The sequence below is a fragment of the Rhizobium yanglingense genome, assembly GCF_977109285.1.
The window spans coordinates 674,452-690,273 of the sequence record NZ_CDSAWY010000005.1 but is presented as its reverse complement, the minus strand read 5'-3'; the positions used below and the strand labels follow the sequence as shown (position 1 = coordinate 690,273).

Annotated in this window: 12 protein-coding genes and 4 pseudogenes; 9 read left to right on the top strand and 7 right to left on the bottom strand. The window is 60.2% G+C overall.

Annotation, left to right across the window (positions count from 1 at the left end; genetic code table 11):
* Positions 1-282: 282 nt before the first annotated feature.
* Positions 283-2,243 (bottom strand): annotated as a pseudogene (locus tag ACW4PC_RS13015) (elongation factor G).
* 287 nt (positions 2,244-2,530) lie between these two features.
* Here ACW4PC_RS13015 and dapF point away from each other — a divergent pair.
* From dapF to ACW4PC_RS12985, 6 genes and pseudogenes are all read left to right on the top strand, one after another.
* Positions 2,531-3,437, top strand: a pseudogene (dapF, locus tag ACW4PC_RS13010) (diaminopimelate epimerase).
* Positions 3,434-4,714, top strand: coding sequence for a tRNA (N(6)-L-threonylcarbamoyladenosine(37)-C(2))-methylthiotransferase MtaB (gene mtaB, locus ACW4PC_RS13005; RefSeq protein ID WP_455874075.1), 1,281 nt, complete (start codon positions 3,434-3,436; stop codon positions 4,712-4,714). Before dapF ends, mtaB begins: the two are co-directional and overlap by 4 nt.
* 15 nt (positions 4,715-4,729) lie before the next feature.
* On the top strand, positions 4,730-4,876 hold the full coding sequence (locus tag ACW4PC_RS13000) for a hypothetical protein (protein ID WP_455874074.1): 147 nt from the start codon (positions 4,730-4,732) through the stop codon (positions 4,874-4,876).
* Positions 4,877-4,997: 121 nt separating this feature from the next.
* Positions 4,998-6,314, top strand: coding sequence for a signal recognition particle-docking protein FtsY (gene ftsY, locus ACW4PC_RS12995; protein ID WP_455875003.1), 1,317 nt, complete (start codon positions 4,998-5,000; stop codon positions 6,312-6,314).
* Positions 6,315-6,376: 62 nt separating this feature from the next.
* A pseudogene (locus ACW4PC_RS12990) lies at positions 6,377-7,022 on the top strand (septation protein A).
* Positions 7,019-7,606, top strand: a complete 588-nt coding sequence (locus ACW4PC_RS12985; protein ID WP_455874073.1) for a DUF2585 domain-containing protein — start codon at positions 7,019-7,021, stop codon at positions 7,604-7,606. The pseudogene ACW4PC_RS12990 and the gene ACW4PC_RS12985 overlap by 4 nt, the downstream one beginning before the upstream one ends.
* Here the strand turns inward: ACW4PC_RS12985 and ACW4PC_RS12980 are convergent.
* From ACW4PC_RS12980 to ccmA, 5 genes and pseudogenes are all read right to left on the bottom strand, one after another.
* Positions 7,603-8,208 carry a DsbE family thiol:disulfide interchange protein gene (locus ACW4PC_RS12980; RefSeq protein ID WP_455874072.1) on the bottom strand — a complete coding sequence of 202 codons (606 nt, stop codon included), beginning with the start codon at positions 8,206-8,208 and terminating at the stop codon, positions 7,603-7,605. The two genes, ACW4PC_RS12985 and ACW4PC_RS12980, sit on opposite strands and share 4 nt — an antisense overlap.
* Positions 8,205-8,372: a heme exporter protein CcmD gene (ccmD, locus tag ACW4PC_RS12975; RefSeq protein WP_455874071.1), complete on the bottom strand. Its 168-nt coding sequence runs from the start codon at positions 8,370-8,372 to the stop codon at positions 8,205-8,207. Before ccmD ends, ACW4PC_RS12980 begins: the two co-directional genes overlap by 4 nt.
* A gap of 3 nt (positions 8,373-8,375) precedes the next feature.
* Positions 8,376-9,137, bottom strand: coding sequence for a heme ABC transporter permease (locus ACW4PC_RS12970; RefSeq protein WP_239596556.1), 762 nt, complete (start codon positions 9,135-9,137; stop codon positions 8,376-8,378).
* Positions 9,138-9,195: 58 nt separating this feature from the next.
* Positions 9,196-9,855 (bottom strand): heme exporter protein CcmB, encoded by a 660-nt coding sequence (gene ccmB, locus ACW4PC_RS12965; RefSeq protein ID WP_039846396.1) that lies wholly within the window; start codon positions 9,853-9,855, stop codon positions 9,196-9,198.
* Positions 9,856-10,002: 147 nt separating this feature from the next.
* Positions 10,003-10,651: pseudogene (gene ccmA / locus ACW4PC_RS12960) on the bottom strand (heme ABC exporter ATP-binding protein CcmA).
* 260 nt (positions 10,652-10,911) lie between these two features.
* On the opposite strand from ccmA, the gene acnA reads away from it, so the two are divergent.
* The 3 genes from acnA to ACW4PC_RS12945 all read left to right on the top strand — a co-directional run bounded on the left by acnA (position 10,912) and on the right by ACW4PC_RS12945 (position 15,241).
* Positions 10,912-13,602 carry an aconitate hydratase AcnA gene (acnA, locus tag ACW4PC_RS12955; RefSeq protein ID WP_455874070.1) on the top strand — a complete coding sequence of 897 codons (2,691 nt, stop codon included), beginning with the start codon at positions 10,912-10,914 and terminating at the stop codon, positions 13,600-13,602.
* 222 nt (positions 13,603-13,824) lie between these two features.
* Complete coding sequence (locus ACW4PC_RS12950; protein WP_455874069.1) at positions 13,825-14,565, top strand: DUF1223 domain-containing protein; 741 nt, start codon at positions 13,825-13,827, stop codon at positions 14,563-14,565.
* Between the two features lie 274 nt (positions 14,566-14,839).
* Positions 14,840-15,241, top strand: coding sequence for a DUF2794 domain-containing protein (locus tag ACW4PC_RS12945; protein WP_455874068.1), 402 nt, complete (start codon positions 14,840-14,842; stop codon positions 15,239-15,241).
* A gap of 5 nt (positions 15,242-15,246) precedes the next feature.
* On the opposite strand, the gene ACW4PC_RS12940 is transcribed toward ACW4PC_RS12945, so the two are convergent.
* Entirely contained in the window at positions 15,247-15,804 is a 558-nt protein-coding gene (locus tag ACW4PC_RS12940) for an N-acetyltransferase family protein (protein WP_455874067.1), read from the bottom strand.
* Positions 15,805-15,822: the final 18 nt, after the last annotated feature.

Below are 15,822 nucleotides of genomic sequence, written 5' to 3'. Positions count from 1 at the left end.
AAAAAAGCACCCGAGGGCGCATCGCGCTGTCGGGTGTGGACCTCCGGGATCTCTTTATACCTTATCGGGTCCCGGTCGGCGGCTCGAAGTCTTGAAGCTCGTCACAGAATGAGCGGCGGTAAACAGGAAAGTGCGGACAAAGTCAAGAGAATGCGGACAAATGACCGCATTGCATGCTTGCTGAAGCCTTCAGCGTGCCGCTTGTGTAATCCCAACTGACCGACGGTGCGATCGGGCGAGGCTTGCGGCCGGCGGGCGGTGCAAGATTTACCACGTGGCGTTTTAATTCGGGTGCGATCCCGAACCGTGTGCGTTGATGATTGCGTCGGCCTCTTTGCCGTAGATCTCCTCGAAGTGATCGAAGGCTTTGGAGAAGTATCCGATTCCTTGCGTGGCGGAGCGCAACGTCCGGGCCAGTTCGTCGAGCGCCGCCCCGGGAACGAGTGCCCGGAAGACATCCCATCCTTTGGCGCTCTCATCGCGATCGAAGCCAAGCACCTGGCCCTTGAGGGCCGAGACGATCGCCACCATGCTGCCAGAAAAGATGGATGGTATGTGGATTTCGACCCGCACCACCGGGCTGCATCAGCACAGCCGCTGCCTCTGACAATGCCTGCCGCACCCCCATCCGTGCCGCTGCCCGGAAGGCGAAGTCGGAGCTGTCGACGGAGTGGTACTGACCGTCCGTGAGCCTCACGTCGACATCGATCACCTGAAAACCGAGCGGGCCTTTTTCCATAGCTTCACGGGCGCCGGCCTCAACCGCCGGAATGTAGTTCCGGGGAACGGTGCCGCCTTTGACCGTCTCGCCGAAGGTGAAGCCCTGCCCCCGTTCATTGGGACGCACACTCAGCTGCACATCTGCGAACTGGCCTGCGCCACCGGTCTGCTTGCGGTGACGATAGTGGACGTTCGAGGGCTTTGAGATCGTTTCCCGATAGATCGGGTTCGGCGATCGGTCCGTGACTTCGACGCGGAATACCTCCGACAGGGTCTTGCGCAGATCGCGCAGGTGCATCGGTCCTTGCGCGCAGATCAGCTGTGCGCCTGTTCCCTCCTCCTGCATCACCTTCAGGCCGCGATCGGTCTCGGCCAGCTTTGCAAGCGTCGCCGAGAGCTTCGTTTCGTCGCGCTCGGTGCCCGGAACAAGGATGCGTTCGAGCATGGGCGTCGGCGGTGCCGTCCAAGCAGGTGGTGCCAACGCGTCGGCCGCTGTCAGCAAGGCGGTTGCGGGCAAGTGATCTGATTTGACTGCGGCGAAAATCCTGCCGCGCGCCGAGTTGCCGGCAAGGGGACGGCCGTTTCCTCCCTCCTGGACCGACCCGAGACTAGCGCCGCCCAGCGCAGCGCCCTGTTTCAGTCCGTCGGCAAGCGCACGGACGAGAATCGTCTTTCCAACGCTCGGCCGGTGGTAGGCGTGGAAGCTCACCGCAGCCAATGCCGTTTCATCCAGGTTGGCGGTGGCAGCAAGCCGGCTCTTCAAGGCTTCAACAGGCGGCGCTTCGTGGCGCAGCGCCTTCATCAGCCGCTTGATGCCATTGCTGTGGGATGCTGCGCCGAAGAGCACCGGAATGACCTTGTTTTCCTTCAGGATCCGCGAGGCGATGGCAAAGAGTGCGTCGCTTGGTAGTTCGCGGTCTTCGATCAGTTCCTCGAGAAGCCAGTCATCGTACTCGGAAAGCTGTTCCAGCAATTCGGAACGTGCCTCGTGCTCGCGCGCAGCAGCACTGTCGGGAAGTTCGACGAGGGCCGAAGGCTGACCTTCCCGATAGCGCCAGGCGCGCTCCGAAATCAGGTCGCAGCTGCCGACCACAACATCTCCGTCGCGGATCGGTATCTGCCGCAGGACCGAGAGGATGGCTGGAATAGGCCTGCAGGGCCGCGATGACATCGCGCACGCGCCCCTGCGGCTCGTCCATGCGGTTCACAAAAAGAATGCAGGGTGTTCCCGAAGCTTCGATGGCGCGAAGATAGGGTGCTGCCAGCACCGCCTCGTCCGGCGCCGGCGATACGCAGAGGATGCAAGCATCGCTTGCCAAAAGTGAATCCTGGGCAAGCGCCAGCGCCTCGTTCGCGCCGGGTGTATCCAGCGCACACCATGCCTCGCTTCCGAATTCGAATTCCGTCAGGCTCGATCCGTATGGAGAGACGGACTTTCTCGGTGTCCCTTCGAGCGAAGCCAGTTTTGCGACGAGCGTCGACTTTCCCGTCTGCGAGGGTCCAAGTACCGTGAAGCAGCGCATCGGCTATCCTCCCTTTGCCAAGAACACGCATCCGATTGTCAAGAATGCCTTCAACCGTTGAAAAGTGCTAGGCCATTGCGACTTTTCTCAAGCATGAGGCGGCGCCTGTCCCCTCATGAGGCATTTTTGCCTGGGCAGCATGGCGTCTGCCTTGCCGGGCTCCCCACGAGATTACCGGCGAAGAAGGGCGGAGCAGCGAAGCGTCGCTGGCCAGTCATTGCCCGCACCCACTGGTAATTCCCGCGCGTTTCCGCCATATACAGCCGAAATGGACACGGGATGATCCTATGAGCGCAACGGTCGAATTCGCGAAGATGAACGGGCTTGGCAACAAGATCCTGGTCGTCGACATGCGCGGCCGCCCGGACAAGGTGACGCCTGCTGCGGCAATTGCGCTCAATGCCCATCCAGATACGGCCTTCGACCAGATCATGGCGATCCACGACCCGAGGGCTCAAGGCACCGATGCCTGGATCGATATCCTGAATTCCGATGGATCAAAGGCGCAAGCCTGCGGCAATGGCACGCGTTGCGTGGTGCAGGCTCTTGCCGCGGAAACCGGCAACAAGGTTTTCACTTTCCAGACGGTGGCAGGCATCCTCAATGCCGTCGAGCATGACGACGGTACGATCTCGGTCGACATGGGCAAGCCTGTTTTCGACTGGGACAAGATCCCGCTTGCGGAAGAATTTCACGATACCAGCCGCATTGAACTCCAAATCGGTCCGATCGACAGCCCCCTCCTGCATTCGCCCTCCACCATGTCGATGGGCAACCCGCATGCCGTCTTCTGGGTCGACAGGGACGTGATGTCCTTTGATCTGGCGCGCTTTGGACCATTGCTTGAGAATCATCCGATGTTTCCCGAGCGCGCCAATATCACGCTGGCGCAAATTACCTCGCCGGCATCGATTACGACCCGGACATGGGAGCGCAGTGCGGGTTTGACGCTTGCTTGCGGTTCGGCTGCCTGTGCAACAGCGGTTTGCGCTGCCCGCACGGACCGCACGGGCCGCAGAGGTCGAGATTCATGTCGCCAGCGCCAAGCCGCCCGGCATATTGTCGATCGAATGGCGCGACCGCGACGACCACGTGATCATGACAGGCCCTGCCGAATGGGAATGGTCCGGTGCGTTAGACCCCTCCACCGGTTCGTGGGCGCGCGATCAGGCGCAGGGGGCCGAGGCGCGGTGAGCGGCGTTGAAGTCATTACCTTCGGCTGCCGTCTCAACACCTACGAATCCGAAGTGATGCGGACGGAGGCGGAAAAGGCCGGGCTCAACAACGCCATTTTGGTGAACACTTGCGCGGTCACAAGCGAGGCCGTGCGCCAGGCGCGGCAGGCCATCCGCCGCGCACGACGCGAGAATCCGCATGCGCGTATCATCGTGACGGGCTGCGCAGCCCAGACCGAAAAGCAGACCTTCGCAGAAATGGCCGAGGTCGACGCCGTTCTCGGCAACGAGGAGAAGCTGATCACCGCGTCATATCGCGCCAGCGCCTTGCCCGATTTCGGAGTGGCCGCGGAAGAGAAGCTGCGCGTCAACGACATCATGAGTGTGCGCCAGACGGCGCCGCAGATGGTGAAGCACATCGACGGGCATGTGCGCGCCTTTATCCAGGTGCAGAACGGCTGCGACCATCGCTGTACCTTCTGCATCATCCCCTATGGCCGCGGCAATTCCCGCTCCGTGCCCATGGGCGCCGTGGTCGATCAGGCGCGTAACCTCATTGAAAACGGCTACCGAGAGATCGTGCTGACAGGCGTCGATGCCACCAGTTACGGCGCCGACCTGCCCGGCGAACCGACGCTTGGGCTGCTTGCCAAGACGCTTCTGAAGCAGATACCTGACATCCGCCGACTGCGGCTGTCATCGATCGACAGCATCGAGGCGGACAAGCATTTGTTCGATCTGGTCGCCGATGAGCCGCGTTTGATGCCGCACCTGCATCTTTCGCTGCAACATGGCGACGACATGATCCTTAAGCGCATGAAACGGCGGCATTCACGCGCTGATGCGCTGGCCTTCGTCGATCAGGTTCGCCGTCTGCGTCCAGAGATGTGCTTCGGCGCGGACATGATCGCCGGTTTCCCGACCGAGACCGAAGAGATGTTCGAAAATGCCGCCAGCCTGGCGGAAGAAGCGAAGATCGCTCACCTGCACGTCTTCCCTTACAGCCCTCGTCCAGGCACGCCGGCAGCCCGCATGCCGCAGCTCGACCGGTCGATCGTCAAGGATCGTGCGGTACGGCTTCGTGCTACTGGACATCAGCTTCATCAGTCCCATCTGGATCAGATGGTTGGAACGCGGCAATGGCTGCTGGTGGAAAACAACGGGCTTGCACATACCGAGAACTTCACGCTTGTCGCAGCCCCCGGTCTTCGCCCGCGTTCGTTCGTCGAGGCAACCATCACCGGCCATAATGGCAAACATCTTGACATGCAATTGACAGCCGCCGACGCGGCCTGATTTCACGGAATTCCCATGGCGCTCAGTTTCATCAAAAAGGTCTTCACCTTCGGCAAGGAAAAGCCGGCGGAAGAGCAGGCGCCAGAGGTTTCAGAGACAAAAGTTCTCGAAGCCGAACTGGAGACGCATTCGCGCGAGGGAACACTTGCCGCTCGCAAGTGATCCCGTTTTATCGGAGGAGTTGGATACCGCGGGCGGCCCGGCTGCGGACGCTGTCGAGCCTTCCGAAGACGCCGAAGAGTTGGCGATCCTTCCGGGCGCCTACCAGATTGGCGATCTTGGAGTGATACCACTCTCGTTGCTGGAGGCTGAGGCTGAAGCCGAGCCAGAGACGTCAGCGCAAGACGCGCCCTTGGCGGAAACACCCCCCTCAGTCCCTTCGCGACATCTCCCCCACGAGGGGAAAGATCAGTTGGCCGACGAGGCGCCACTTTCCGATGCTTCTCGTGATGAAGTCACGGATATTCGTCCGGAGATTTCCGGGACGGCTGAGGGAGGGCAAAGCGCTCCTGCTCAACCAACCTCTCTCCTTGTAGGGGAGATGCCCGGCAGGGTGGAGGGGGATGCTCCTCATCCTGAAACGGAGGGCGAGCGTGCTTCAAGGACGGAACCTGTCCTTCCCAAGGGCTTTGCAACCGCTCCGAAAATCACCGAACCGGAGCCGATTGGTCCTGCGCCGAAACTCAGCTGGTTCCAGCGTCTACGCGCCGGTCTCGCGCGTACTTCGTCGCAACTCACGGGCCAGATTTCCGCGCTCTTCACCAAGCGCAAGCTGGACGACGACACCCTTCAGGACCTCGAAGACCTGCTGATACAAGCCGACCTCGGCGTCGAGACCGCCATGCGTGTCACCGATACGCTTGCTTCCGAGCGCTATGGCAAGGATGTGACCGGCGAGGATGTCAGCCGCATCATGGCGTCGGAAATTGCCAAAGTGCTGAAGCCGGTCGCAAAGCCTTTGCAGCTCGATCTCACCCACAAGCCGCATGTCATTCTCGTCGTCGGCGTCAACGGCACCGGCAAGACGACGACGATCGGCAAGCTGGCGTCGAAGCTTTCGGGTGCCGGGTTGAAGGTCATGGTGGCGGCGGGCGATACGTTCCGCGCCGCGGCGATCGAGCAGTTGAAGATCTGGGCCGATCGCACGAAGTCGGAATTCATCGGTACCAAGCTTGGTGCGGATGCCGCAGGTCTCGCCTATGACGCCTTCGAGCAGGCGAAGGCGAAAAAGTGCGACGTGCTGATCATCGATACCGCCGGCCGTTTGCAAAACAAGGCGGAGCTGATGGCGGAGCTTGAAAAAATCGTCCGCGTGCTCGGCAAGCTCGATCCCGACGCCCCGCATACGGTGCTGCAGACACTGGATGCGACCACCGGCCAGAACGCTCTCAATCAGGTCGAAATCTTCCGCAATGTTGCGGGCGTCAACGGTCTGATCATGACCAAGCTCGATGGTACGGCAAGGGGCGGCATCCTCGTTGCGATCTCCGCCAAGCACAAGCTACCGGTCTATTTCATCGGCGTCGGCGAAGGCGTAGACGATCTGGAGCCGTTCGAGGCCGAGGATTTCGCTCAAGCCATTGCCGGCCTTGGGCAATGATGCCACAGATAAGGCGGAACAGCGCGTAAGGCGCGCGAACGACGAACGGGTTTGACGAATACATGACCACTGAAAGCGATATTACTCCCAGCGCCGCCGACCGGCACCATCCGATGCTGAAGCTGGCGCTGGAACTCGGGCCGCTGCTGATCTTCTTCTTTGCCAATCTGCGCGGCGTGTGGCTGGTCGAAAGATTCCCTGCATTGTCCGAACTCGGCGGGCCGCTCTTCGTGGCGACGGGGCTTTTCATGGCGGCGACGATCGTCTCGCTCGTCGTTTCCAAGCTCGTCCTTGGCCATCTGCCGATCATGCCCTTCGTGTCGGGCATCGTCGTTTTGATCTTCGGTTCGCTGTCAATCTACCTGCAGAACGAAACCTTCATCAAAATGAAGCCGACGATTGTCAATACGCTGTTCGGTGTCGCGTTGCTGGGCGGGCTTGCCTTTGGCAGGTCGCTGCTCGGCTACGTCTTCAACGCGGCCTTTCAGCTCGACGCTGAAGGCTGGCGCAAGCTGAACGGTCCGTTGGGGCGTTTTCTTCCTGTTCCTTGCCGTGCTGAACGAAGTCGTCTGGCGCAATTTTTCCGATGACTTCTGGGTGACCTTCAAGGTCTGGGGGACGATGCCGATCACCATCATCTTCACCATGGCGCAGATGCCGCTCATCCTGAAGCATTCGATAACTCCTGCAGGAGAGACCGAGAAGTGACGGCATTCAGTGCAGCGCAAAGAACGAGACATCAGAATTTCTGGTTCGCGGCCTGCCTGGCGGTTTTGATCGTCCAGATCGCTGCCGAGTACATAATGGGCCGCACGCCGATCTGCACCTGCGGCTATGTCAAGCTGTGGGAAGGCGTCGTCAACTCGAGCGGCAATTCCCAGCACCTTTCGGACTGGTACACGCCGTCCCACATCATTCACGGCTTCCTGTTCTATGGGCTGGCGCATCTCGTAATGCGTAACAGACCGATCGCCGTCCGCCTGCTTCTGGCGCTCGTCGTCGAATCCGGCTGGGAACTGCTCGAGAACTCGCCGATCATCATCGACCGCTACCGTGCGGCGACGATCTCCCTCGATTATTACGGCGATAGTATCCTGAACTCGGCCATGGACACAGTCTTCATGGTCGCCGGCTTCTTCTTCGCTGCCCGCGCTCCGATCGCGCTCACAGTCGCCAGCGCGATCTTCTTCGAGATTTTCACGGGTTACATGATCCGTGACAACCTGACGCTCAACGTGCTGATGCTGACCTTTCCGGTCGAGGCGGTCAAGGCCTGGCAGGGTGCGGTTTAGGAAACCGGTTTCCCGAGCGCCTTTTCCATTGCCGGATAGAGGCCTTCCTTGAGGCTGACGTCGTCGAAGGGGCCGACGCGTTTATAGAGGATCGTGCCGTCGGTGGCGACCAGGTAACTCTCCGGAATGCCATAGACGCCCCAGTCGATCGCCGCCTTGCCATTGGGATCGACGCCGATTGCGGCATAGGGGTTTCCGAGCTCGCCAAGGAAACGCAGCGCGCTGTCGTTCTTGTCCTTGTAGTTGATCGCGACGATGTTGAGCCGGTTGTCCTTTGCCAGTTCCGTCAGGATTGGATGCTCTTCCCGGCAAGGAAGGCACCAGGAGGCAAAGACATTGACCAGCGTCAGCTTGCCCTTGATCGCGCTATCCGTCAGCGGCGGCAGATTGGACCCTTCCAGGGGTGCCAGGTTTAATTCCGGAGCTTTGGTGCCGATCAGCGCTGAAGGGATCTCGGAAATGTTCTTGCCGTGGAAATCCTGATCGTAAAGCATCTTTGCTGCCGTTGCGGCAATGCCGCCGAAAACGACAAGCGGGATCAATGCCAGCGCATAACGGGCAAAGCCGCGTGGTTTTGGCCGATCTGCTTGCGGCGCGCTCATTCGCTATCCTTCGGACGCGCCGAACGGCGGCGGATACCGGAAGCTTCCAGGGCCGCCAGTTCCTTCTGCCGCGCGCGCCCGTCCATCCAGATCCACAGCGTCACGGCGATGGTGACGAAAGCGGCGAACGCATAGGAACTGTAAACGTAAAAGGCGTGCGTCATCCCTCAATCCTCACGGCTTGCCATGCGCGCGGCAAGACGGCGCTGGGCGGCAACGCGGCGCCGCCAGATTTCGTTGCGCATCGCCATGATGTGCAGCGTGAAGAAGAGAAGCGTGAAGCCGATTGCCATCACGAAAAGCGGGCGCAGGAACTCCGGGTCGATCGCCGGGCCGGCGAGGCGCACGACGCTCGCAGGCTGATGCAGTGTATTCCACCAGTCGACCGAGAACTTGATGATCGGGATATTGACGAATCCGACGAGGATCAGAACCGCGGTGACACGCGCGGCCCTTGACGGATCATCGATGGCGCGGTTCAGCGCAATTAGGCCGAGATACATCAGGAAGAGGATGAAGACGGACGTCAGCCGCGCGTCCCAGACCCACCAGGTGCCCCACATGGGCTTGCCCCAGAGAGAACCGGTGACCAATGCAAGCAGCGTGAAGGCGGCGCCGAGCGGTGCGGCGGCCTTGGCGGAGACATCGGCCAGCGGATGGCGCCAGACGAGCGTGCCGATCGCCGAAATGCTCATCACCGTGTAGCACATCATCGAAAGCCAGGCCGAAGGCACATGGAGATACATGATGCGGACGGTTTCGCCCTGCTGGTAGTCGCCTTTCGTCGAGAAGCTGAGGTACAATCCGATGATGAGACAGAGCGCCGTTGCCGCCGCCATCCACGGGATGGTGCGCTGCGCCAGCGCCAGAAACCGCGTCGGATTGGCGAGATCGCTGATTTTGCTGATGGCAAGGCTTGTTTCGCTCATGAACGGTTCTTTACCTTGAACGCGGTGTTCCCGCAATTGATCGTGATCAAAGAGCCAATCAATCCGATGTGTTTCGCAGCGCCAGCGCTGCGCCTGCCGGACCGATGACGGCAAAGAACATCGTCAATGCGATCAGAATGAGGAAGGGCGGCAGGAAAGGTGCCGGATCTTCCACTGCCGCATAGGTGGCGCTGACGCCGAAGATCAGCACCGGAATGGTCAATGGCAGAACAAGGATCGAGACCAGCAGCCCGCCGCGCGGAAGGGCGACGGCGACAGCCGCGCCGACGGCGCCGATGAAGGTGATGGCGGGCGAGCCGGCCAAGAGCGTCAGCATCGTAGCACCGATCGCGACCTCGTCCATGTTCATGAAGAGACCAAGGAACGGGGAGGCAATCACCAATGGCAGGCTCGTCGCCGTCCAATGCGCGAAGCATTTGACAAGAACCGTCAGTACGAGCGGCGTTTCCTGCATCAGCATCAAGTCCAGCGAACCGTCGTCGCGTTCGGCTTGGAAAAGTCGGTCAAGGCCCAGCAAAGCCGCAAGCAGCGCGCCAATCCAGACGATGGCGGGGCCGATCCTGGAAAGCAGGTTCAGGTCCGGCCCGACGCCGAACGGGATGACAGCGACGACGGTGAGGAAAAACAGCACGCCGATGAGAGCGCCGCCGCCGGCGCGGATGGAGAGTTTCAGATCGCGGAAGAAGAGGGCGGTCATTTGAGGTGTCCCTCTTCGCGGATGGCCAAGGACCGCTCCCTAACCCCTCCCCACAAGAGGAAAGGGGCTAACGTGCGGCGCCGTTTGCTGCCTACAAACATTCCGTTCCGCAAGCTGTAACGGTGTCCTTGTGTGCCACAAACTTCATCAACCCCAAACTCCTCGATCCACACCCGCAAACCCCGTCATCTTCAATGCCCGGGCACTCTCAAGCCCGAGCGGCTGATGGGTCGCGGCGACAACGATGCCGCCCTTTCTGCGGTGGGCGTCGATGAGACCGGCAAACAAGCGGTCGGCGCTGGCATCGAGTGCTGCGGTCGGTTCGTCGAGAATCCAGACCCGGGCGGTAGGCAACGAGCAGCTTGGCGAAGGCAAAGCGGCGTTGCTGGCCGGCGGAGAGATAACCGAAGGGAAGATGCGTAATGTCCGAAAGGCCGACGGCCTCAGCGGCGTCTTCGATCGACAGTTCCGAGACGCCGAGGACGTCGCCGAGAAAGTTTTGCCAGAAGGCGAGATTTTCGGAAACGGTTAGCTCGCTTTTCATCGCATTGCGGTGGCCGAGATAGTGGCTGACCTCGCGCGCATGCCGGTCCGTTTCACCACGCGAATCAGTGAATTCAACTGTGCCCCTTTCAGGCCTTAAAAGACCGGCCACGACGCGCAGCAAAGTCGACTTTCCCGATCCGTTTTTCCCAGTCAAAACCAGCGCTTCGCCTGCGTCAAGGCGAAAGGATACGTCTGCGAAAATCAGGTCTTCGCCCCGCCTGGCAGCGAGATTGGAGGCGTCGAGACGCATAGGTTTTCCGTTCAATAAGTTTTTAGTCACCGCGACGCAAAAAATGTCCCAAATGGGCCGAGCCCTCTCTGGCACCTTTCTTAGAAATTATCTATAAGACCCGCAACCACGCCAGCGGCCGGCGTGAATTTCATCCTTGCGCCGAACTTGGAGAAACCTCTCCACGTGCGGACAGCGGAAATGGCCGTACCCGCATCCTGATGTGCATTAGTGCATAGGCGTCCGCACGACTGTGTTGGCTATCAGAAACGGGGTCTCTCGTGTCTAAATCTCTTGACAGCTTCAATTGTCGCTCCACGCTTTCCGTGAACGGAAAGGACTACGTCTATTACAGCCTACCGAAGGCTGAAGCGAATGGTCTTAAGGGCGTGTCGAAGCTTCCCTATTCGATGAAGGTTCTGCTCGAGAACCTGCTGCGCTTCGAAGACGGCCAGTCGGTCACCAAGGAGCACATCCTCGCGGTCGCCGAATGGCTGAACAACAAGGGCTCCGTCGAAAACGAAATCGCCTATCGCCCGGCGCGCGTGCTGATGCAGGACTTTACTGGCGTTCCGGCGGTGGTCGATCTTGCTGCGATGCGCGACGCAATGGTCTCGCTCGGCGGCGATCCTGAAAAGATCAACCCGCTCGTGCCCGTCGACCTCGTCATCGACCATTCCGTCATCGTCGATGAATTCGGCACGCCACAGGCCTTCGCCAAGAACGTCGAACTTGAATACCAGCGCAACGGCGAGCGCTACCGCTTCCTGAAGTGGGGCCAGCAGGCATTCAAGAATTTCCGCGTCGTTCCTCCCGGCACCGGCATCTGTCACCAGGTCAATCTCGAATATCTCGGCCAGACCGTGTGGACGAAGGATGAGGACGGTGAGACGATCGCCTATCCGGACACCTGCGTCGGTACCGACTCGCACACGACGATGATCAACGGCCTCGGCGTTCTGGGCTGGGGGGTCGGCGGTATCGAAGCAGAAGCCGCCATGCTCGGCCAGCCGGTGTCGATGCTCCTGCCGGAAGTCATCGGCTTCAAGCTCACCGGCAAGCTCAAGGAAGGCGTCACGGCGACCGACCTCGTTCTGACCGTCGTACAGATGCTGCGCAAGAAGGGCGTCGTTTCGAAGTTCGTCGAGTTCTTCGGCCCCGGCATGGACAACATGCCGCTCGCCGATCGCGCGACGATCGGTAACATGGGTCCGGAATACGGCGCGACCTGTGGCTTCTTCCCGGTCGACGGCGAAACCGTCAACTACCTCACCATGTCCGGCCGCACGCATGACAGGATCGCGCTCGTTGAAGCCTATTCGAAGGCGCAAGGCATGTGGCGCGAAGGCGATGGTTCCGACCTCGTGTTCACCGACACGCTGGAACTCGACCTCGGCGACGTCGTGCCGTCGATGGCAGGTCCGAAGCGTCCTGAGGGCCGCATCGCGCTCGAAGACATCGCGTCCGGTTTCGCCACGTCGATGGACGCTGACTACAAGAAGCCCGGCCAGCTTTCGAACCGTTATGCGGTCGAAGGTACGGACTTCGATCTCGGCCATGGCGATGTTGCCATTGCCGCCATCACATCCTGCACCAATACCTCCAACCCGTCGGTTCTGATTGCTGCCGGCCTGCTCGCCCGCAACGCCGTTGCCAAGGGCCTGAAGACCAAGCCCTGGGTCAAGACTTCGCTGGCGCCTGGATCGCAGGTCGTCGGCGAATATCTTGCCAAGTCCGGCCTGCAGGCCGACCTGGACAAGCTCGGCTTCAACCTCGTCGGCTTTGGCTGCACGACCTGCATCGGCAATTCCGGCCCGCTGCCGGCGCCGGTCTCGAAGACGATCAACGACAAGGGCCTCATCGTTTCGGGCGTGCTTTCGGGCAACCGCAACTTCGAAGGCCGTATCTCGCCGGATGTCCAGGCGAACTATCTGGCATCCCCGCCGCTCGTCGTTGCCTACGCGCTCGCCGGCACTGTCCAGAAGGACCTGACCAAGGAGCCAATCGGCGAAGACCAGAACGGCAAGCCGGTCTATCTCAAGGACATCTGGCCGACCTCGAAGGAAGTTCAGGAGTTCATCCTCAAGTACGTCACCCGCGAACTTTACGAAACGAAGTATGCGGATGTCTTCAAGGGTGATGAAAACTGGCAGGCCGTCCAGGTTCCTCCGGGGCAGACCTACGCCTGGGACGACAACTCGACCTACGTCCAGAACCCGCCTTACTTCGTCGGCATGGGCAAGAAGGGCAGCGGCACCTCGGACATCAAGGGCGCTCGCGTCCTAGGCCTGTTCGGCGACAAGATCACCACCGACCACATTTCTCCGGCCGGTTCGATCAAGGCTGCGTCGCCGGCCGGTTCTTATCTGCTCGAGCACAATGTCGGGGTCGCGGACTTCAACCAGTACGGCACGCGCCGCGGTAACCATGAAGTGATGATGCGCGGCACCTTCGCCAACATCCGCATCCGCAACCACATGCTCGGCCCGAACGGCAAGGAAGGCGGCTACACGATCCACTATCCGTCGAAGGAAGAGGAATCGATCTACGACGCCGCCATGAAGTACAAGGCAGAGGGCGTTCCGCTCGTCATCTTCGCCGGTGTCGAATACGGCAACGGTTCGTCGCGCGACTGGGCGGCGAAAGGCACCAACCTGCTCGGCGTCAAGGCCGTTATCGCGCAGTCCTTCGAGCGTATCCACCGCTCGAACCTGGTCGGCATGGGTGTCATCCCCTTCGTCTTCGAAGACGGCACGACCTGGCAGAGCCTTGGCCTCAAGGGTGACGAGACCGTTACCATCGAGGACCTGGAAAACATCAAGCCGCGCGAGAAGAAGATCGCCAAGATCACCTACAGCGACGGCACGGTGAAGGAGGTTCCCCTCCTGTCGCGCGTCGATACGCTCGACGAAGTGATCTACCTCAACAACGGCGGCATTCTGCAGACGGTTCTGCGCGATCTCGCTGCCTGATTGTTAAGAAAGATGCCAGATAATGGCCGCCGGAGAGCAATCTCCGGCGGTTTTTCTTTGCGGGTTTCCATCTCACGCCGATGTGTTCTAGCAGCGATGCCGACGGGTGGCGTCTCACCCCTTCGTGACTTCCCGTTTGCAGCCGGAAGGATTATCTCTACGGGCGTAAGTCAGGGCCTGCGGTTTTCGGTCTGCTGCGCGTCTCTGGAAAAAGAGGTTGGAATGTCGCCGCGTTTTTTGATTTCGCTGGTCGCCGGTATGGTGCTTACAGCGCCGCTTCATGCCGAAGATGGCAAACTGAAAGGCGTCGTTGAACTCTTCACCTCGCAGGGATGCTCGTCCTGTCCTCCCGCCGATGCCGCCTTCCGGAAGCTGGTTGGCCAGGGCGATGTCATCGCACTCGCCTATCATGTGGACTACTGGAATTATCTTGGGTGGACGGACACGCTCAGTTCGAAGGAAAACACTGAGCGCCAGTATGGTTATGCGCGGATGATGGGCCGCAGCAACGTCTACACACCGCAGGTCGTGGTGAACGGCCGCGATCACCTGACTGGCTCGGACCTGTCCGCCATCTATGGCAAGATCGATGCATTTTCGACGGAAGGCAAAGGCTTGACCGTGCCCGTGGACGCGCAGCTGCGCGGCGACGAGCTCGAGATCAAGATCGGCGCCGGCGAGGGTAAGGCCAATGTCGTGCTCGTCTATTTCGACAAGGAAAAGACGATCGACGTCGAAAAGGGCGAAAACAGCGGCAAGAAGATTTCCTATCTCAACAGCGTCAGCGATATCGAAACAGTCGGCATGTGGGATGGCAAGGCGGCAAGCTTGACGCTGCCCGCAAGCGTTCTGCAGAAGCCAGGACTGGAGGGGTGCGCCATCCTGCTTCAGGCGACGACAACGGACGGCGATCCGGCTGCGATCGTCGGCGCAACAATCGTCATGGCAGGCAAGAATATCTGATCGGGTTACCGCTTCGAGGCGGATGGAATGAGGCGGCCCGGCTGATCGTATTCGGGGCTGGGGTTAAGGTCGATACGCTCAGCCGGGCCCTTTGGCGCGCTGGCGCCAAATCGGTGAGCGAACTTCCTCCGGAAATGAGGCGCTGTTTTGACTGAAATGCGGCGCTTGGGAGATTGCATAGCATATGTTTAATGTGATGGTAGCTGCACTTGCAATTTGATGTGGCTCGGGCAAACTGTCGTTCTCCTGTCATAAGTGGAGGCTTGGGAGACTGATGACAGATCAGCCGGATTTGCGGCATGGCGACGCCCGTTCCGCCAGTAGTAGTTCCTCGGTCGTCGTCGATTTAAAAGAGTACAAGCAAAGCAAGGACCCGCCGCCGGTGACCTTTCATCGTCGCGAGCTGGATGCGATTTTGTGGATCTACGGAAGGATGGTTGGCGAAGGCGAGTGGAAAGATTACGCAATCGACCACCTGAAGGAGAAGGCGGTCTTCGCCGTGTTCAAACGTTCAGGGGAGATGCCGCTTTTCCGCATCGAGAAAGATCCGAGGCTCGCCGCCAAGCAGGGCGCTTATTGCGTGATCAATGCAAACGGCATGATCCTCAAGCGCGGCCATGAGCTGCAGCAGGTGTTGAAGATCTTCAACAAGGTTCTCAAACTCGTCGAGACGTGACGGCGTCAGCCCTCAAACAGCGTGCCGGGATAGACCGATGGATGAGGATCGCTGTCTTTGCCATCGCCGAGCGGCCGTTGCATGATCATCGTGTCGAGCCAGCGGCCGTGTTTGTAGCCGGTACCCTTCAGCAGGCCGGTCTCTTCGAAACCCAATGCGCGATGAAGCGCGATCGAGGCCGGATGGGCGCCGCCGATGATGGCTACCATCTGGCGGAAGCCGAGTTCCGTGCAGCGTGAAATCAGCGCTGTTAGCAGTGCCCGGCCAATGCCAAGGCCGCGCGCTGCAGGCGCGAGATAGATTGAATCCTCCACAGTCCAGCGATAGGCAGGCCGGGTGCGGAAGGCGGAAGCATAAGCATAGCCGAGCAGGGCTCCATTCTCATCAACCGCCGCGATATAGGGATATCCAAGACTGGTATTTGCGCAGAAGCGAGAGGCCATTTCGGATTGCGAAGGCGGGATGATCTCGTAGCTCGCGACGCCGTTGAGGACTGATTCGCGATAGATTTCCGAGATTGCGGGAAGGTCGGAAGGAGTGGCGTCACGAAGAAAGAAAGGCATTGGATCGGCCGGTCGTTG

Excerpts from the sequence above, each read along its gene's own strand:
- ACW4PC_RS13000 (WP_455874074.1), top strand. The coding sequence starts at position 4,730 with ATGGCGCTCAGTTTCATCAAAAAGGTCTTCACCTTCGGCAAGGAAAAG.
- ACW4PC_RS12980 (WP_455874072.1), bottom strand. The coding sequence starts at position 8,208 with ATGAGCGCGCCGCAAGCAGATCGGCCAAAACCACGCGGCTTTGCCCGT.
- ccmD (WP_455874071.1), bottom strand. The coding sequence starts at position 8,372 with ATGACGCACGCCTTTTACGTTTACAGTTCCTATGCGTTCGCCGCTTTC.
- ACW4PC_RS12970 (WP_239596556.1), bottom strand. The coding sequence starts at position 9,137 with ATGAGCGAAACAAGCCTTGCCATCAGCAAAATCAGCGATCTCGCCAAT.
- ccmB (WP_039846396.1), bottom strand. The coding sequence starts at position 9,855 with ATGACCGCCCTCTTCTTCCGCGATCTGAAACTCTCCATCCGCGCCGGC.
- ACW4PC_RS12950 (WP_455874069.1), top strand. The coding sequence starts at position 13,825 with ATGTCGCCGCGTTTTTTGATTTCGCTGGTCGCCGGTATGGTGCTTACA.
- ACW4PC_RS12945 (WP_455874068.1), top strand. The coding sequence starts at position 14,840 with ATGACAGATCAGCCGGATTTGCGGCATGGCGACGCCCGTTCCGCCAGT.
- ACW4PC_RS12940 (WP_455874067.1), bottom strand. The coding sequence starts at position 15,804 with ATGCCTTTCTTTCTTCGTGACGCCACTCCTTCCGACCTTCCCGCAATC.